The sequence below is a fragment of the Tychonema sp. LEGE 07196 genome (assembly GCF_963890365.1).
Lineage (GTDB): Bacteria > Cyanobacteriota > Cyanobacteriia > Cyanobacteriales > Microcoleaceae > Microcoleus.
The window spans coordinates 25754-44029 of the sequence record NZ_CAWPRX010000176.1 but is presented as its reverse complement, the minus strand read 5'-3'; the positions used below and the strand labels follow the sequence as shown (position 1 = coordinate 44029).

General features: G+C 46.1%; 18 protein-coding genes and 1 tRNA gene. 9 read left to right on the top strand and 10 right to left on the bottom strand.

Going from position 1 to position 18276, the window contains the following annotated elements; translation table 11 throughout:
- Window positions 1-665: 665 nt before the first annotated feature.
- The 3 genes from AACV78_RS20940 to AACV78_RS20930 form a co-directional block, all read right to left on the bottom strand.
- On the bottom strand, window positions 666-1004 hold the full coding sequence (locus AACV78_RS20940) for a DUF1815 family protein (protein WP_194009461.1): 339 nt from the start codon (window positions 1002-1004) through the stop codon (window positions 666-668).
- A gap of 317 nt (window positions 1005-1321) precedes the next feature.
- Window positions 1322-2053, bottom strand: coding sequence for a RadC family protein (gene radC, locus AACV78_RS20935; RefSeq protein ID WP_194009460.1), 732 nt, complete (start codon window positions 2051-2053; stop codon window positions 1322-1324).
- A gap of 219 nt (window positions 2054-2272) precedes the next feature.
- A complete protein-coding gene (locus AACV78_RS20930) occupies window positions 2273-2515 on the bottom strand; it encodes a hypothetical protein (RefSeq protein WP_194009459.1) in 243 nt (80 codons plus the stop codon).
- Window positions 2516-2755: 240 nt separating this feature from the next.
- Here AACV78_RS20930 and AACV78_RS20925 point away from each other — a divergent pair, with 240 nt between their 5' ends.
- Both AACV78_RS20925 and AACV78_RS20920 read left to right on the top strand, forming a co-directional pair.
- Window positions 2756-3772, top strand: a complete 1017-nt coding sequence (locus AACV78_RS20925) for a succinate dehydrogenase/fumarate reductase iron-sulfur subunit (protein ID WP_194009458.1) — start codon at window positions 2756-2758, stop codon at window positions 3770-3772.
- 93 nt (window positions 3773-3865) lie between these two features.
- Complete coding sequence (locus tag AACV78_RS20920) at window positions 3866-4057, top strand: chlorophyll a/b-binding protein (RefSeq protein WP_194009457.1); 192 nt, start codon at window positions 3866-3868, stop codon at window positions 4055-4057.
- Window positions 4058-4556: 499 nt separating this feature from the next.
- Here the strand turns inward: AACV78_RS20920 and AACV78_RS20915 are convergent, their stop codons facing one another.
- Window positions 4557-5159, bottom strand: a complete 603-nt coding sequence (locus tag AACV78_RS20915) for a PPC domain-containing protein (protein ID WP_194009455.1) — start codon at window positions 5157-5159, stop codon at window positions 4557-4559.
- Here AACV78_RS20915 and AACV78_RS20910 point away from each other — a divergent pair.
- Window positions 5158-5316, top strand: a complete 159-nt coding sequence (locus AACV78_RS20910; RefSeq protein ID WP_194009454.1) for a hypothetical protein — start codon at window positions 5158-5160, stop codon at window positions 5314-5316. The genes AACV78_RS20915 and AACV78_RS20910 overlap by 2 nt on opposite strands.
- Before the next feature lie 21 nt (window positions 5317-5337).
- Here the strand turns inward: AACV78_RS20910 and AACV78_RS20905 are convergent, their stop codons facing one another.
- The 3 genes from AACV78_RS20905 to AACV78_RS20895 form a co-directional block, all read right to left on the bottom strand.
- Window positions 5338-5562 (bottom strand): hypothetical protein, encoded by a 225-nt coding sequence (locus tag AACV78_RS20905; RefSeq protein WP_194009453.1) that lies wholly within the window; start codon window positions 5560-5562, stop codon window positions 5338-5340.
- Window positions 5559-7010 carry a trypsin-like peptidase domain-containing protein gene (locus AACV78_RS20900; RefSeq protein WP_194009452.1) on the bottom strand — a complete coding sequence of 484 codons (1452 nt, stop codon included), beginning with the start codon at window positions 7008-7010 and terminating at the stop codon, window positions 5559-5561. Before AACV78_RS20900 ends, AACV78_RS20905 begins: the two co-directional genes overlap by 4 nt.
- Before the next feature lie 196 nt (window positions 7011-7206).
- Window positions 7207-8340 (bottom strand): 2OG-Fe(II) oxygenase, encoded by a 1134-nt coding sequence (locus AACV78_RS20895; RefSeq protein WP_194009451.1) that lies wholly within the window; start codon window positions 8338-8340, stop codon window positions 7207-7209.
- Window positions 8341-8677: 337 nt separating this feature from the next.
- Here AACV78_RS20895 and AACV78_RS20890 point away from each other — a divergent pair, with 337 nt between their 5' ends.
- Window positions 8678-8872 carry a hypothetical protein gene (locus tag AACV78_RS20890; protein WP_194009450.1) on the top strand — a complete coding sequence of 65 codons (195 nt, stop codon included), beginning with the start codon at window positions 8678-8680 and terminating at the stop codon, window positions 8870-8872.
- Window positions 8873-9086: 214 nt separating this feature from the next.
- Here the strand turns inward: AACV78_RS20890 and AACV78_RS20885 are convergent, their stop codons facing one another.
- Together AACV78_RS20885 and psbX are read right to left on the bottom strand one after the other, a co-directional pair.
- The gene (locus AACV78_RS20885; RefSeq protein ID WP_194009449.1) at window positions 9087-9902 is read right to left on the bottom strand and encodes a Ycf66 family protein; all 816 of its coding nucleotides are present in this window, start codon (window positions 9900-9902) and stop codon (window positions 9087-9089) included.
- Between the two features lie 285 nt (window positions 9903-10187).
- Complete coding sequence (gene psbX / locus AACV78_RS20880; protein WP_194009448.1) at window positions 10188-10307, bottom strand: photosystem II reaction center X protein; 120 nt, start codon at window positions 10305-10307, stop codon at window positions 10188-10190.
- A 297-nt stretch (window positions 10308-10604) separates the two neighbouring features.
- Here psbX and AACV78_RS20875 point away from each other — a divergent pair, with 297 nt between their 5' ends.
- Window positions 10605-10889, top strand: a complete 285-nt coding sequence (locus AACV78_RS20875) for a YggT family protein (RefSeq protein ID WP_190736140.1) — start codon at window positions 10605-10607, stop codon at window positions 10887-10889.
- A gap of 376 nt (window positions 10890-11265) precedes the next feature.
- Here the strand turns inward: AACV78_RS20875 and accC are convergent, their stop codons facing one another.
- On the bottom strand, window positions 11266-12621 hold the full coding sequence (gene accC / locus AACV78_RS20870) for an acetyl-CoA carboxylase biotin carboxylase subunit (protein WP_194009447.1): 1356 nt from the start codon (window positions 12619-12621) through the stop codon (window positions 11266-11268).
- A gap of 228 nt (window positions 12622-12849) precedes the next feature.
- On the opposite strand from accC, the gene AACV78_RS20865 reads away from it, so the two are divergent.
- From AACV78_RS20865 to AACV78_RS20850, 4 genes are all read left to right on the top strand, one after another.
- Window positions 12850-12933: transfer RNA gene (locus AACV78_RS20865), tRNA-Leu, on the top strand.
- Between the two features lie 294 nt (window positions 12934-13227).
- Complete coding sequence (locus AACV78_RS20860) at window positions 13228-13437, top strand: helix-turn-helix domain-containing protein (RefSeq protein ID WP_194009446.1); 210 nt, start codon at window positions 13228-13230, stop codon at window positions 13435-13437.
- Window positions 13438-13514: 77 nt separating this feature from the next.
- A complete protein-coding gene (locus AACV78_RS20855; protein WP_194009445.1) occupies window positions 13515-17024 on the top strand; it encodes a sacsin N-terminal ATP-binding-like domain-containing protein in 3510 nt (1169 codons plus the stop codon).
- Window positions 17014-18183 (top strand): hypothetical protein, encoded by a 1170-nt coding sequence (locus AACV78_RS20850; protein WP_194009444.1) that lies wholly within the window; start codon window positions 17014-17016, stop codon window positions 18181-18183. Before AACV78_RS20855 ends, AACV78_RS20850 begins: the two co-directional genes overlap by 11 nt.
- Window positions 18184-18276: the final 93 nt, after the last annotated feature.

The following is an 18276-nucleotide window of genomic DNA, read 5'->3' as shown; positions in this document are numbered from 1 at the left end:
ATCATTAAAATATTATAAAAGAGTTGGCAAGCGCGATCGCGCACTTCTAATAGTTGTTTAACAACACCGCAAAATATTTCCCACAAGCCCTTACTTACACAAAACTTAGCCGGCTAAAGCCGGCTGTGAGATTTTTACAGCAGCGATGCTGTTTCAAGTTAATTATTTGTTAGCTTTATCAGCTAAATCGAAAAGCAAAAATAAACCCTATTTGCCCGTACTTCACACCCCGGAGCGGCTTTTCGCCCAATCTTCACAGCCTCATCCTCACTCTGGATGTTAAATTTGACCTGCCTGCTCAAAGTTAATTGCAATTCCTTGACTTTTGAAGGCCAAAGTGGGAAATTAACATCGCAGCAGACGAGCAGTAGCACTTCTACATTTTGTCGATCGCTCTCAAGGGAGAGTCAACTGCAGCACCTAAAAACTAGGGGTTCCAAGTTTGAGGCGAATTGCATAAACTATGCCGTCTGACTGGTGGGAGTTCGATCGACTCAGCGCTAAACTGAATGTCTGAAGGCACTCTCAAAGCACCCTTGTCGGTTGAGCTACCATCAGTCTACAACCTTTAAATCCTCTCAATTAAATCGTTGGGGGTTGCCGTTGTAGCAGACAAGCACCGAATTTCGGGCTTGGCCTACCTCGGAACCGTACCGTCGCTAAACTCACTGCGCCGTCGCCAAAGTAGCTTCCGCAGGTTGGATGTGATACTTCACCAGATTTGCCAGTTCTTGTAACTGACTAATCGCTTCGGCACCTTCAAGTTTCATCAGTTCGCGATCGTCCCGCATCTCCGTCCAAGTGATACCGTAATCTGACACTAAAAATCGAATCAGATGGTTGTCCGTCAAACTGACCATAAATGAGGCACTGTTCATCTGACCCCCGCAAGTGTAGCAGGATGCCAAATAACCCCTACGCTCTAGCACGATCGCCAAAGCCTGAAGGTTCATTACCAAATCTTGGACGAATTTACGGTGTTGTTCTGCAAGTCTCAGAAACACAGTTTTTCTCCTATCACCACGCCGTGTATTTTACACCCAATTTAATAATTTCTTAAGTATTGGGTATTTAGGTGCTGGTTTAGTATATGTTTAGTATGCTCAAAAAAAATCGAATTAGCGACCTCTTCAGCTTACTTATACTAGATTAACCGAGTTGCGAGCGCAACTAAGTATCAGCAGCGACATTCAGCCAAAACAGGCTTTCCTCCGGGACTCCAGCCTCAAAAATATCCTACAATGACGGTTGATTCAGCCCTCGGACAGGCCAAATATACAAATAACTAATCATAGCAATCGAGTTAGTTAAGAATAAGAGTTCAATCGCCCTGGGGATACTCCTCCCAAAGTGTCGTAGTCTGCCGCAAGCTCAGAAAATCGCCATTTCCCAAGATTAAGTGATCCAACAGCGGAATCGACAAAAACTGCGCTCCCGCCAGCAACTGTCGCGTCAAAGCAATATCCTCCGGGCTCGGATCGACAATTCCCGAGGGGTGATTGTGCGAGATAATCGCCCGCGTCGCCCCTTGGCGGATCACTTCTCTAAATATATCCCTAGGGTGAGCTAAAGTTTCGGTAGCTGTACCGATCGTAATTACCTGAGTTCCCAGCAGCCGATTTTTTACATCCAGCAGCACCACAGCAAAACGTTCCTGAGACTGCCACATCAAATCCTGACTCAGAGCATCCGCAGCCGCTTGTGGAGAGTCAACCACAGCCATTTCCGGCGGTCGCGACTGAAACACCCGCTTCCCCAACTCCACCGCAGCCAAAATCGAAGTCGCCTTAGCAGGGCCAATCCCGTGAATTTGAGTCAACTCCTGAACGCTAATACTGCGGAGCACCGCCAGAGGGTCACGTTGGTGCTGGCTCAACTGATTTAAAATATACTGTCCCAGCCCTACAGCCGAAAGTTTGCCCTGTCCCTGACCGGTACCCAGCAGAATCGCAATCAATTCCGCCGTTGCCAAACTTTTCGGGCCACCCGCCATCAGCCGTTCCCGCGGCCGTTCGCTGGTTGGCAAATCGACAATTCTCAAGCTGTAAGTCATAGATGCACCTGCACCGCAAGCTCAACAATTACCCATTTTAGCCGATCGATTTGCGTTCTTCACATCAGTAAGATTACCGAAAAAATCAAGGCCTTAACTGATGTTTTTGGCGATCGTAGTTTTCGTGAAAAAAACCGATTTATCGCCCTAACCTGGCATAACTCCTGGTAAAATTTTTCGTAACGCTGCCACAAAAGTGAGGTGTACGGGCAGCTACGTTCAGCGCAAAAGTGGGCTTACTTTAGATTCTGACCGTTCAGTTGAGGCTAGCAGTGCCGAAGCAACTGGCTGCGGCGGCTTAGGTGCTGTCACTCCCACCAAAACAAACGAAACTGCCATCAAAACGCCGTATAAACTCACAGATAGCTTGCGATCGCCCATTCCCACCCATTGCGGATTCACCAAACCCAGACAAAAAGCTGGCATTGAAAACATAAAAGTTAAAACAAACAAGCTAGACATCACAGCACCTCCGACTCGCTAACTCCACCGATCAATTACTTCTCTCTTCCATTAACCCATCAAAAATCCGCTAAAAAAAGTTGTAATTGATGATTTATGACTTGGGAAGTATTCCCTGTTACCAAACAATAAAAAAATTAGTTAAATCTACTACTTGAGGTATATGTTAAAAGAATTAATAGCTTTTGATACCATCAATAAATCACGTTTAAAATAGACACTAAATTTCTTAATCAAAATATGCAAGTCCGCTTTAACGTAGTCCGCCAAAATCAAAACGAGGCTCCCCGCGTTCGCGCTTACACCCTAGAGGTGGAAGAAAGCAATACCATCCTAGACTGCCTCAACAGTATCAAGTGGGAACAGGACGGCACTTTAGCTTTTCGGAAAAATTGTCGCAACACAATTTGCGGCAGTTGTTCGATGCGAATTAATGGGCGATCGGCCTTAGCTTGCAAAGAAAATGTCGGTAGCGAACTCGCCAGACTGCAAAAAATAGCTTATTCCAGTTCGACAGAACAGCCTGCGGATTTTATCCCAGAAATTACCGTCGCCCCAATGGGAAATATGCCGGTAATTAAAGATTTGGTTGTTGATATGACCAGTTTTTGGGACAACCTAGAAGCTGTGGAACCCTATGTCAGTACCGCCTCGCGAGCAATCCCCGAACGGGAATTTCTGCAAACTCCCGAAGAGCGATCGAAACTCGACCAAACAGGCAACTGCATCCTCTGCGGCGCGTGCTATTCTGAGTGCAACGCCCGCGAAGTCAACCCAGAATTTGTCGGCCCCCACGCCCTCGCGAAAGCTTACCGCACGATCGCCGATTCCCGCGATAGCGAAACCGAAAACCGGCTCGAAAAATACAACGAAGGTACTTCCGGCGTGTGGGGATGCACCCGCTGTTATTACTGCAACTCGGTTTGCCCGATGGAAGTTGCGCCGATGGATCAAATTGGTAAAATTAAGCAGGAGATTCTCGATCGCAAAGACGACCAAGCCAGTCGATCGATCCGCCACCGCAAAGTATTGATCGAACTCGTCAAAGAAGGCGGTTGGATAGACGAGCGCAAATTTGGGATCGAAGTAGTAGGAAACTACTTCCGCGACGTTAAAGGTTTGTTCAGTCTCGGCCCCTTGGGCTTGAGAATGATCGCTCGCGGCAAATTCCCCCTATTTTTTGAGCCTTCCGAAGGTACCGAAACTGTGCGGAATCTGATCGAATCGGTTCAAAATTTAGAAAATTTAGCAGATTAGCGATCGGCTGTCATTTTCCGGTAAATTGGAAGTTGTGCGATCGCAAAACTTCCAAAAAATCTTGTTTCAAAACTCGCAACTCAAAACATTTAAATGACTGCTAAAACACCTCCATCTCCCCAACCAACAGCCCCAAATACCCCAACACCAGCAGCACCAGCCTTTGGCTGGAATGCTTACGCCGAAAGAATCAACGGACGATTTGCGATGGTGGGATTCGTGGCACTTTTGCTGCTAGAATTCTTCACGCGCCAGGATTTTTTCACTTGGCTCGGCCTGCGTTAAATCGATCGCCATCTGCGCTAAAAATGCTAGGAAACCTGCTTATTTAACGATTCTCTGGCTGTCACCAAGTTTTTTTGTTAAAAGACTCGGTTTCTGGCAACCCATGCGTAATATCAAATCCTCTTTTCATCGGAATAGTAAATTGACTGTTGACTGTTAACTGTTGACTGTTGACTGTTGACTGTTAACTGTTGACTGTTGACTGTTAACATCATGTATGAGTGTAACTGGAATTGATATAATATCGTGTTCGATCGGCGATCGTAACAAAAACCGTTCGTAGTGCGGACTCGCATTCCGCACTACGAACCAATTTTATCTTTTTCAATCGACCGCACACGATATAAAAAATAGATAATTATCTATTTTTTACCTGAATCTCTGCTTTGAAAAAGCGGAAATAGAGTTAAGTTGTTGCAAATTTAACCTGTAATTGTGACCCTGGTTTGTAACTCGCAGATCGAGGAATTTTAGAAATAGATAATCGATTTCTAGACAATTAATCTGGTGCTGTTTCGCGGACGGTCAAACTGTACTTACCTCTACCTTTGGGAGGCGCATCGTAAGCATTGACAATGACGCGGTAGCGACCGCTCGCAGATAAAGTAACAGTCAACTCTGAATTGGAATTTTGCTGCGTTACATCATCATTTTCTGCAAGTAGCTCGCCCTTGGAGTTGAAAATAGCCAGATAAGTATCAAATTCGCTACTTTCTACGCTAATAACCACTTTCTGACCCTGATTCCCTTCAAAGGTATACTCGTCGTACAAACTGCTGTCCGAGGGCAGTACAGAAGACTTAGCAGGGCTGAGTTCTCCCTTTTGATCTAATATGACCTTAGACGAACCCCCTGCTGGACTTGGCGAAGGTTCGACAGTTGGGCTCAGAGTTGGCGAAGGCTTGGGGCTTGCTTGAGCTAAAACAGCTTTGCTTGTAGAACTCGCATCAGGTGAATTTTGAGGCAATTCTGCTGAAATTAGGGTAGAACTGTTGTTAGCAACTCCTTGGGAGTTTGAAACTGGCACCGAGAAAGTCGGCTTGCTAGAAAAAGTAGCTAGTAAAGCAATTGGCGCGATCGCCCAAAATCTAAATTGACGCATGAATTACCTCGATTTGCAACGAAGGAAGAAGGAAGAAGGAAGAAGGAAGAAGGAAGAAGGAAGAGGGAAGAAGGAAGAAGGAAGAAGGAAGAGGGAAGAAGGAAGAGGGAAGAAGTTATTGGTTATTGGTTATTGGTTATTAGTTATTGGTTATTAGTTATTGGTTATTGGTTATTGGTTATTGGTTATTAGTCATCAGGAAGAAGGAAGAATCAAAATAATTCGACCAATGCCTACCCTTCGACTTGCTTCGACTTGCTTCGGCTTCGCCAGCGGACAAGTCGCGATCGGGCAAGATGCCCTGTTTTGCCAATGCCCAGTTCCCTGTTTGGCCAATGCCCCATTCCCTGTTTGCCCAATTCCCAATTCCCTGTTTGGCCAATTCCCAATTCCCAATTTTCAACGGACAGTTAGAGTATAACGACCCCGGCCCGAAGCATCAAAAGCATTGACAACTACGCGGTAGCGACCCGTAGCGGGCAAAGTGACACTCAGAAACGCATTTTTAGTCTCATCGCTCACATCGTCATTTTCTGCCAGCAATCGGCCGTTGGGGCTAAAGATAGCCACATAGGGATCGAAATCTGTACTTTCTAGGGAAATGGTTACAGACTGACCCGATCGACCTTCAAAAGTATACTCTCGATACAGACTGTTATCAGACGGCAATACCGGGCCGCCTGCGACTAAAGCGCCTTCTTCTTGCAAAATCGCCCGAGAAGGTGCCGTAGGAGCACTCGCTTTCAGTTCTAACGTATAAGCCCCGGACTGCCTAGCTTGGTAGGAATTTGCCAGTAGGGTGTAAGTGCCGTCTGCTGGCAGCCTGAGCGTTATTTTGGCGTTTTTACTACCTGCACCGTCATCGTCTTGCGCGATTTCGCGCTGGTTGGGCCCGAGCAAAATTAAATAAGGGTCAATTTCTTGACTTGTCATTTCAATTGTGATTTCCTGGCCCGCTTTTCCTTCAAAGGAGTAGAGGTCAAAAAAGCTGTTGTCTGCGGGGAGAACGCTAGACTGGGTGGTGAGTTTGCCGCTCAGGGCGGGCCCGTTTAACGCAACTTTTTGAGGTGATTTGTTGCCAAAGGGCGATCGCCTCTGAGCAACGCGGGGAGCTCGCCCTTCTCGCACCGCTGTCAGGAAACCCGGTACTTTGTCTGCTGAAATTGCAAAACCGATACCGATATTGCCTCCACCTTGACCGCGAGTAAAAATAGAAGTATTGACGCCGATTAATTCTCCAGAACTGTTGAGCAGCGGGCCTCCTGAATTGCCGGGATTGATGGCTGCGTCGGTTTGAATTAAGCCCCGCTGCGGGTCAATGCGGCTGACTATTCCGACTGTCAAAGTACCTTGAAATTGACCGAAGGGATTGCCGATCGCAAATGCTTGTTGTCCGACTTTCACCGAACCGGGACGGGCGATCGGAATTGTGGGCAAATTGTTTTGACCGCGAATCTTTACGACCGCTAAGTCTAGACCATCTTCGCCAAATCCGACCACATCGGCGACAACTTTTTTGCCGTCTGACAGAATTATATTCACGGTACCGCCTGCGGAAACAACGTGGGCGTTAGTTAACACCATGCCGTCGGGGCTGATAATTGTGCCGCTACCGTTAGATTTATCTGTATCGACGGTGACAACCGCCGGACTTGCTTTTTCGTAGACTCGAATGTTGATTTGTTCTTCGGCATTATTTTGGGCGATCGCACCTGGGAAATGCACCGAGTTAAGTTCCTTTAAATCAGCCTCCGGCCGTCCCGGAATCGCAGCAACAACCGCAGCAGGGCTGGCTGCAACCCCAATTGTGACAATTCCTGATACTGCTAAACTTAAAAGTTTTAAATTCATGGTCGTGAATTAGTATTTAACTGCCAACAGGTAGCAGTTAGCTTTTTGGGCTAATGCTAACTGCTACCTCTAATTATTTTAGGACTTGCGCGAGGGTAATGAAAAATTGAAGCTTGAGATTGCTTGAATTTTTCACCTGCGGCTGGGTTTTGGGAGAATTGGTCGATCGCCACGCGGCCAGTTTTTTGTTAGTAAACTACGAATTTCCAGCAGTTTCGGCAATTCTAGAATCGAGTGGGCGATCGATATAATGAACATTAGCTTGCCGCACCTTAGCATCCTCATTGCCATAGAAAAAAGACAGCAAAGCAAAACGCTGCCCGCTAATCACCGGTGTTGCTTCGTGCAGCAGAGAACACGAAAAAATAATCGCCGTACCAAAATCCCCTTTATAACCGTGCGGCGCGTACTCAGGAAACCGCAAAAATCCCCCCGTATACTCCGCCGGATTCAAGTTGAGAGTCATCGCAAATCTGCGGTGCATAGTACCTTTGCTCGTATTGTCGCGGTGCGGCCGGAAATAACCGCCACTCTCAGCATCGTAACAGCCTACCAAATACCGTTCAAACCTAGTAATTGTAAACTGGAAAGCTTTTTCAACTTCCGGCTGCACCCGGCGCAAAATAATCGCACTCAATCGCTGCTGCAATTCGGGGTCTTCAATATAGAAATCCCGGCGTTTCTTAAAATTATCGTCATGAATGCCAACAGTTTTCCCGTCTATTTGCCTCATAAAGCCCGAGGGACTGCCGCCGTGAGTTTTGTATAAATCGATCAAAGCGCCGCAAGAAGCTTTGTCCAAAACGTTAGGAATTACTAAGACGGGGGCGTGTCGAGTGGCTTGTCGGGCTGTCTCTAAGGGCGGCAAATTTTTGAGAAAATCCAATACTTGCAGCGCGTGTTGGTGGGGATCTCCCATCGGGACAATGTTAATTACCTGAAGGTTTTCGTTGAGAACAAAAGTTTGAGGTGCATAGTGAACTCCGGCTACTCCATTTTCTTCGATATCTCGGCAAACGCCGTACTGTTGGCTGAGTTTTTTATCAAAATCCCAGAAAAAGATGAATGACGGAGCAATTGTTGTCCGTCTGTCTTGTTCTTTGTCTGCAGCATCAACGCTAACTCCGAACAGCGGTACTTGCAAGTTTTGGAATTCTGCTGAAAGTTCTTCAAAGCTTTTGAGCATAACTTGAACTTCTGCGAAAGCTGTGCTGGCAAAGAAAAATAGCACATTTCGTCGGCCGCCAACCGTCGAGAAATGAAATAAGGGGTTATTGGAGGCAGCTATGGAAAACCAAGGCGCGGGATCTCCTATTTGTAGTATTGGCATATTGCTGATTCGAGGTTTGAGATTTCATATTTGAGACTTTTATATTTTTTGTTTGTTCCACAAGTTGTATTTTGGGCGATCGCACAGGTTTGTAGTGAGGACTTGAGTCCTTCTAAAATACGAACCAAATTCCTCGCTACAAACTTGCAAAACACGTTGCTTGGGAATATCATTAAATATTTTAAATAGTGTTTTTTGTATTAGTTTTTATTTTTATTTTACTCGATCTAGCTAACTCGATCTTCATATTCTGGTGTTATTTGAAAAATATTATAATATTTGAAAACATCGCAATTTTAAGAAAAATCGGATGAGGTATTGACCGAGGGAGCATCTGGTGTTTTGTATTAAGAGTGCTGTCCCCGATCGCGATTTGTACAATACTCGCTCTTCGGGGACAGCACTCAAGCAAAAAAATAATTTTTACAATGCAGGAAATGCTTCCTTGACCGATCGCTCCCTCAATCCTTCAATCCTTCAATCTCAAATTTCAAATCTAAAATCTCAACTTGTTGAGAAAGGCTATAAGTAGATGGGCATCGATAAACGCAACTTAATATTTTGCGTTGCTGGCGCGAAAAATGTTGAGTTTCACCCACATACTTATAGCGGTTCTCAAGCGTAATGAGGTATGCCTTATGCCCGATGCTCGATGCCCTGCGCGGGCCGATGCCCTGCGCGGGCCGATGCTCGATGCCCGATGCCCAGCGGCACCTCATCTTTCGCTCGAAATGCTATATATTTCCCTATTTGTCGAAACTAGGAGAATTATCCGGTTGGTCTTCCGGGTATTCCACTGGTCGGTACTCCACGTAGTCTGACGGAGGTGCTTCCACATCGCGGGTGGTGCTGGGGCGAGACCTCGACCCTTCCGCAGGACGGGTTTTTTTGGTTCTCGGCGGTGTGTCGGAACTCGGGTTTTCCGAAGCGGGGGGGCGACGGTTGCGGCTGCGGGCCGGTCTTTCTTCGGGGTTGTCTGAAATGTCCCAGTTGTCTGAATCTTGCGCGGGCGCGGTTTCAGGGCGGGAAGGACGTTTGCGCGATGGTCGATCGACCATCGAGTCTGGCTTGGATGTATTAATGCTGCCGTTGCGACTCGAAGGACGACGGCGCGGCTCGTCGTCGTAGGTTTCCCGCGAAGAACGGTAGTCTTGGCTGCCCCTAATCCGGGGACGCTGCGGGTACTCTTCTTCTGGTTCTAGCTGGTCGATATCGCTATCGTAGCCCTCGTAAGCGTAGGCGTTGCTGACGGGTCGTTCTTCATCTACGTATTGGGCGCGACTTTTGGCTTGGGCTGTGGTCGCTCCCCGCAGCTTTATGCTTTCGGCTGCAAAAAATATTGCCGAACCGGTGAGTAAGAACTGACCGAAGGCCAGAATGGGATCGAGCCGCCATCCTTGAAATAACAGAATACCGCCACACAGCAGACCGACTGCTGCAAAAAAAATATCGTGGTCTCGGGCTAGTTTGGGACGCCACGATCGCAGAAAGTACAGTCCTGCCCCTGCTACTGCTAGGATGATCCCTAGCAGGCTGCTCCAGTTCAATCCTAAATTGACCATTAGCCTATCTCCTATGTCTTTCCTATGTTAGCGAGTTAGATTTTAAATCTATCAATAAGTCTGTTATCCCGACTGTACTTTTAAATGGCAGCACCCACCCAGGCTTTCAGCTTGGTTCGGGAACCTTATAGTAATGAGTTTAACGGGAAAAAACCTCAGCGAAAGCCCTCAACCGAAGGTTTGGCCTTCACAGTTGCTGGTAGCCGAGGTTTCTTGGATCGGGGAAATGCCCGACGTGTAGTCGAAAATTGACTTTCACGCCGGACTTAGAAACCCCCAGACTTTTTAGGTGCGCTTGATTTTGTCTTTTTGGCTGATGAATATCAGGGCGATCGTTGCTGGAATCACTACTACCGCCACGCCCGCCAGCAGGCTGTACAAAAAGTTCGCGAGTGAAGGAGTCATAGATTCAAGACCTTTGTTACAAGAGTTTGATTTTTATTAATTTTATCAGCACTCAGTTCTTACGGGGAAGTTCGGCCAAGGATGTTGCAATGGATGTAGGGATGTCACGGATCTAGGGCAGAAGCAATATTTTCCCTCTCGCCAACTCGAACCCTCGCACCCTCAAAGTCAAGCAGTCTGTCGCTTTGAAGGTATAAGACCGGAAAAAATCTGCCGTTTTTGTTCGATCGCACTTGTGAAACGGTTAAAATTATGAAAAGCTGACTTAACAAAACTTAAGATTTCGAGATAAGACCCATGACTGGTATTACCGTTGCAAGTTGGATTCTGGGCTCTGTCCTAGTGGTGATGACTTTGCTATTTATTTTTCGCATCGTCCTGACTTGGTATCCCGAAGTAAATCTGAGCAAATTGCCGTTGAGCCTGATTGCTTGGCCGACGGAACCGTTTTTAGCCGTAACTAGAAAGATTGTACCGCCGATCGGCGGAGTGGACATTACGCCGATTATTTGGGTCGGTATCTGTAGCTTGCTCAGGGAAATGATTCTCGGCCAGCAAGGAATCCTGACGATGATGATGTAATAGTCAGTTGTCAGTTGTCAGTTGTTAGTTGTTAGTTGTCAGTTGTTAGTTGTCAGTTGTCAGTTGTTAGTTGTCAGTTGTTAGTTGTCAGTTGTTAGTTGTCAGTTGTTAGTTGTTAGTTGTCAGTTGTTAGTTGTCAGTTGTTAGTTGTTAGTCAGTAGTCCTTAGCAGGAGTCTTGACTACTGCCAGAAAGGAAATTTCGAGTTCTTAAGGATATTCTTCACCAGATTGACGCGGGCCGTGCAGGCATTGCCCACCTTAATCCCACTAATGACTACTGCCCACTGCCCACTGCCCACTAACAACTGCCCACTGCCCACTAATAACAACTGCCCACTAACAACTGCCCACTAACAACTGACAACTGACAACTGCCTAATGACCATTTTGGTTCATGAACTGTTCGACAAAATTCGTATAAACTTCGCCGCTGAGAAATTCGGGGCTATCGAGGATTTTTTGGTGGAAGCTGAGGGTGGTAGGAACTCCGGTGATGGCGCATTCCCGCAATGCCCGTTTCATCCTGCTGATGGCTGAAGGTCGATCGCGCCCCCATACAATTACTTTACCGATTAAAGAATCGTAGTAAGCAGGTATTTCGTAATCGGTGTAAACGTGAGAGTCCATCCGCACGCCGGGGCCGCCGGGAGGCAAATAACCGCTGATGATGCCGGGGTGAGGCCGGAAATTGCGATCGGGATCTTCAGCATTGATCCGGCACTCGATGGCGTGGCCGCTGAGAATTACTTGATTTTGCTTGATTTGCAGTTTTTCACCTTGGGCGATGCGAATTTGTTCGGCAATCAAATCCAGGCCTGTAATCATCTCCGTGACAGGATGTTCCACTTGAATCCGGGTGTTCATTTCCATGAAATAGAACTTGCCCGATTTGTCAAGCAGAAATTCGACAGTACCCGCACCGGTGTAGTTGATAGCTTTTGCAGCAGCCACCGCCGCGTGACCCATTTGATCTCGGAGTTTCTGGCTGAGGGCGGGACTGGGCGCTTCTTCCAGGAGTTTTTGGTGCCGGCGCTGAATCGAACAATCTCTCTCACCGAGGTGGATGACATTACCGTAGTTATCCGCGAGAATTTGGATTTCGATATGTCGGGGCTTTTCGATGAATTTTTCCAAGTAAAGTCCCGGATTACCAAAAGCTGCATCGGCTTCACCTTGGGCTGCATGGAAAAGTTTGGGAAGTTCCGACGCTTCTCTGACTAGCCTCATACCGCGGCCTCCCCCGCCGGCGGTAGCTTTAATCATCACAGGATAGCCGATGTCGCGGGCTACCGACAAAGCCTCATGTTCATCTATCAGTAATCCGCCGCTACCGGGAACAGTCGGAACTTTCACCCGCTGCATAGTTTCTTTCGCCGTGGATTTGTCGCCCATCGCCCGCATTGCTGCCGGAGACGGGCCGATGAAGGTAATTTGATGGTCAGCACAAATTTCGGCAAATCGGGCGTTTTCCGCGAGGAAGCCGTACCCCGGATGAATCGCTGCGGCGTTGCGCGTCAGGGCCGCCGAGATGATGTTAGGGATGTTTAAATAACTTTTACTGCTGGTGGGGGGGCCGATGCAAACGGCTTCGTCTGCTAACTGGACGTGCAGGGCGTGTTTATCTACGGTGGAGTGAACGGCGACCGTGGCAATCCCCATTTCCTCGCAGGTGCGAAGTATGCGGAGGGCTATTTCCCCCCGATTAGCGATTAAAATTTTTGAGAACCCCATCTTCGCTGCTTAATTCACTCAATATTCTGTACAATAATGCCTTTCGGTATGTTCTGGACAATGCTTTTGCAGAAATTGTTCATAAAAATTTATTTTACATTTTGCGCGTAGTGGTGCTATGATTCTAAATCGGCGGTGCAAAAGGGCAAGTCACAAGTTAAATGTCAGGAACCTCAACCTGTAAATCTTTAACTCGTAACGCAAAAAACCCAGAGATTGCCGGAAAGAGCGGATGTGGCGGAATTGGTATACGCGCACGCTTGAGGTGCGTGTGGCATTATGTCCTTGCGAGTTCGAGTCTCGCCATCCGCATTGAATATGTAAAACAACTGTTGACAGTTTTGGCTGTTGGCAGTTGTTTTGTATTTGATGGGTGGGTAGTCAGAAACGGGGTTTTTGCGAGAATATTTGGTGACAGGCGAAGATTTGGGAAAAAACCCGGTTTCTCAAGATTGTGCGGGAGTACCGATCGGGTGCAGATATATGAGATATCTTTAAGTGCGATCGAACTTCTGACAGAGCCGCACGATACAAAATACTGTTTAACTGTCGATCGACAATTGTGTGTAAATTAAAAACATAGATACTTATCGTTTGTCAAGTAGAATGGGCGTTAGGTTCCGAATCCGAGAGTTTGCTGACGAAAAGGGATGGACGCTAAAGGATGTTGCCGATCAATCCGAAGTTCCGTACAGTACAGTCAGGCACTATGCTCGATCGGAAGGACTAGCAACGGTTGATATCACATCAATTCAAAAAATAGCTCGCACCCTCAATGTTTTGATTGAGGAATTAATGGAAGCTGTTAAAGAATGAACTAATTTATCAGTTATAGTATTGGTAGAGAGCGAACACCCGCGCTCGCCTGAAAAATTCCTGCAGTCAGAATATCTATGGCTTACAGCAACAGCGAAGTTGAGGGAAAATCTTTCTATCAATCAGAACCTTTAATCGCCCGATTGAGGGGAATTATCCGAGATTATCCCGAAGGTGTGGGGATTCTCAAAGAATTAATTCAAAATGCTGACGATGCGAAAGCAGCACGGGTAGAAATAACCCTTGATTGGCGGAACCATCACGTCAAATCATTGCCGGACGATCGCATGGTACTGCTAATGGGGCCGGCGATGTTAGTCTACAATGATAGCGTTTTTGCCGACAAAGATTTTGACAGCATTCGCAGCTTGGGACAAAGCGAAAAAGCGCGAGACTTGCAGAAAACGGGTAGGTTTGGCGTCGGGTTTAATGCAATTTATCACGTTACAGATTTTCCCAGTTTTGTGTCGCGCGATCGCATCATTTTTTTTGACCCTCACGGTGCAGCTATTCCCGGCACTTCTCGACAGGAACCTGGGCGCGAGTGGAATTTGGCAGATGCTAAATGGTACGAAAAATATCCAGATTTTATGCAAGTCTACGCAGCGGGAGGATTGCCAGTTGGAGATACAAACTTTCAAGGTACTCTATTTCGGCTGCCTCTGCGAACAACGGAAAGCGCAAAAAATAGCGAGATTCGCAAACAAGCTTTTACCGAATCAAACGTCAAGGAACTACTAGACGAATTGAGGCAGTCCGGTGAAGAACTTTTGCTATTCTTGAAATCAGTTCAGGAAATTAGAGTTTATGAAATTCTGGCAAACAGTCAAGAAACCAGACAAGAAATCCTGGCGATTGTCACCAAAAATTCGCCAGAAGTCCGAGAAGCGCGGCAAAAACTCCTTGAGGCAATTCCCGATAGTCCAGACAAGTTACTGGAATTGTGCAGCCGCAATCCTGACGGTTTAGTATCAGTTTCTTACCGCCACGAGATAGAAACGATTAGTTGCGATCGTACTATAAATTCAACTTGGAGAATAGTCAGTTTAATTCGCACAGACGAAGGCGCCGATTTGGCAAAAGTCATAGAAGCAATGCACCAAAGTCAAGAGAAAGTCGTGCCTTGGGCAGGTGCTGCTGCTAGAATTAATGCTGTGTGTACAGAGGGAAATATCCCGCCTGTTTCCGGCAAAGTTTACTGTTTTTTGCCGCTTCCCCTCGCAACAGGTTTGCCAATTCACATTAACGGTTTTTTTAACTTAAATAGTTCGCGCGATAACCTCAGTAGCGACAGCGGACAAACGGGAAAAGACCGGCCGAGAGCTATTTGGAACGCGCTACTCGCCCGCCATGTTTTGTCTCGTGCTTGTGCTAACTTAATTGTCGATTTAGTGCAAGATATCGGACGGTTTGAACCAGAAAAATTTTACGAATTTTGGCCGATCAGCAAAATTACGGCTAGCAAAGCTCTGGAAGAATTGCAGGGGTTTGTGATGCAGTTATTGTACCACAAACCAGTTGTACGATCGGCTGTAAAAGAAATTGTAAATGAGGATAGAATTACCGGATCGGTAATGTCACCGACAAGATGGGTGACACCTCCGACAGTCAAAAATTTACCATCTAAAAAGTGTTGGGACGAGTTATTAGCACCGCTGTGTGCCGATAATATCTATCTTCCAAATCCGCCCTTGCCCGATTCGATTTTAACAGCTTTTAAAGATGTAGGTTTGCCTTTGCCAACATTCACTGCTGCCAACTTGCGAAAGCATTTAATCGAAAATAAATCCCTAGGGATTGCGCTGTCGGATGCACCGAAAGCAAGCCTGCGAAATCGGCTGTGGATTGGGAATATGCTGCGATATTGTCTCAGCGACAATTGTAAAGATTTGCGCGGTTTGCCACTAGCTATTCTGGCTGACAATACTTTGCAGGTATTTGGGTATAATGCGATCGGCACTATCTACATTGCAGACGAGGCCGAGAGGGAAATTTTTGCCAGTTATGCCGCATGGTTTCTACACCGAGATGTAGCTAAATTATTGCCGGGATACAATCTAAATGGTGTCTCCAGGATGACTGCTACGGAAGTCGCCAAGAAATTAGTGAATGTGATTGGTTCAACTGCATCAGAAATCGATTGGGAGCCCGATGCACCGCATCCGCCCAATACAGAATGGTTGACTTTAGTTTATAATTATTTTTACAATATCAGTCCCAGACATCTGTCGCAAGAAACAGTCGAAAACTTGACAAAAGTGCCGCTGGTTCCCGGAAATAACGGCAAGCTTTACAAAGGGGGAACTGTTGAGACTCCTTTATTGCGGGGCGATGAAATTGAGGCGGAAATAATAGCAGCAGTGCAGTATTTTGGGGCGACACTTGTCAAGGCACCGCCAAAGCTTGAGGGGGCGATCGCACTATTTGCCGATCGGCACAAAAATCAGTTAGTCTATTCTATTACTGGTCCAGATATTCTAGACATCGTATATTCGCGGTGCGATCGAGGTTTGCCGCCTTACGACGAAAAGCATTATACACATCTGCTCGATTTCCTGGCAAGTCGAAAGCAAAGAAATTACGATGAAAGTAGCTTAAACAAGCTGCGCCAACTGCCAATTTACCCGACAGCTTCCGGGGAAATAGTTTCCCTCTACAGTGAAAATGTCTACCTTCCGGGCGACGGATACGAACCGCCAGAAATTTTTGGAGATTTGAGGCTTTTAGGCATCGGAAAAGCCAGGGAATGGCTGCCGCTATTCCAACTTTTGCAAGTGCCGGTACTCAACCGCGCGAGACTGATTCGCGACTGTTTGTTGCCCGATTATGCGTCGTTTTCGCCGGAAGAACAGTTAATTGCGCTAACTTGGATTCGGGATAACGTGACTAAAGCCAGCCAAGAATTAACAGAGGGAGGAGAGAACGCTTTAGGATTCCAGGAAGAGTTGAAAAAAGCCCGTTTGGTACGCTGTAGCGATCGCAGATTGCGATCTGCCCAATTGATTTACAATCCTTTAAGTGAGGTAGTGCGAAATATTATCGGGAATGTAGCAGTGATTCCAGACATGGAGTTTTACTCGCAGGATTCTCAAACTTGGCTGAATTTTTTCTCGGATTTGGGAATGAGGCAAAATCCCAATGGCGATGACATTTTAGCCTGCGTTGACAATCTCATTCAAACCGCAAATCGATCGGGTGCAGGTGCTGTTTCCGGTAGCTGCATTGCTGTTTTTAACTACATTGTTGACAACTGGGATGCGCTAAAAAATATCAGAATTTCCAACAGCAACAAGACGCTACCAGAAGCACTTGTAGATAAACCTTGGTTTCCTGTCGAGGCAAATCCTGAGAAATTAAGCCAATATTTCGGTGCTGTAAAACCTGAACCCAGACTTTACCGGGCTAAAGATTTGTGCTTTATTCAAGATGCTCCTTTAGTCGCCAGCCAAAAGTTCATATTTGCACGTCCTCAGCGGGATTTGGTGAATGTAGAAATCAGGAATGCACTGGGTTTTGAGCCTGTAGAATTAAACACGGTTATCGACCACTTTGATGTTCTCATAAAAATTTGGGAAAATGACAGTTAAAATTAAATTATCCGACGCTCAAAATGCACAATTACCATCAGTCAACGCAATTTACAAGTATTTTTACGATACTTGGGTAAAAGGCGGTATTTCGGGCGATCGAAAGCGGCAAATTCAAGAGCGATTTGCTCACCGTCCATGTCTGTGGGATGAGTCTACGGGAAAGTTTTGGCAGCCAAAACACGCCTTTTTAGATGATGTTGCTTTTTTCGGAAATCGCCGCACAACTATACCTAGTTCTAATTCCCATTGCGAAGTTTATCAGTTGTTAGGACAAAAAAGCTCGCCCGCAGTACAAGACTACTTAGATTTCCTCGCCGAACTAGCAGCAGAGTACGGCAATAATGCTTTAAATGAAGCGGACAAAAACTGTGCGATTCAGGTACTCAACCGCCTGGAATCTCAACATTTATTAGAGGGAGTCGCAGTTAACAATATACCGATTGTTACCGCTAACAACACGCTTTGTTCGGCGAAAAAAGTTCTCATCCCAGACGCGCATTGGCGCAAGGATTATATTGACTCTAACCGGATACTGCACGATATAGTTTCTGCCAAATTTGCTAAATCGGTTGGCTGTCTTTCTTTGTTGAAAGATGCTATAGAACGCCCGAAAATAGTAAAAATCGCTCGTAATACCAAAAGCTGCGATTGGTGTCTAGAATGGCAAAATACCTTAAATTCGGCAGAATTGCGATCGGGTTTGAAGCGATTAATTTTTCACGAGTACGAATCGGAACCAATTTTAGATTTAATCTGGCTGGCTAAAGCTCAAGTTGCGGCTGCTAGTCAAATTAATGTAGATTTATTTTTGAGCGATGAAACCTGTATTGCCACAGATATACCGGGTACTCAACAGTTTGAGGAATTCAATAAAACTTTTCAGATTATCAGTAGTGCTAGCAGATATATTATGCTATCGTATTTAGCAGAAAGTCTTAACGCTCGGCTTGGGGAATATTCAGTTAAAAATTTGCTACCCCTCGCCAGCATTATCGATGCGGAGCCATGTAATATTCACAGTTTGCTAAACGAGTTGCGAATTAGGTCTTTACCATCGCTTGTCACCGCTACCGAGCCTGAAAATCAAGAATATAATATTAGTAAAGCGGCGACAAATTCTAGGGGCGAGTCTTCAATTTATTGGGGCGCGTTTTGAGCTAATTTAATATTTGACACTCTAGAGATTAGACATCGGGGAATTTTGCTAATAATTAAACTTTACTTTTATAGGAATTACACATAAATACCA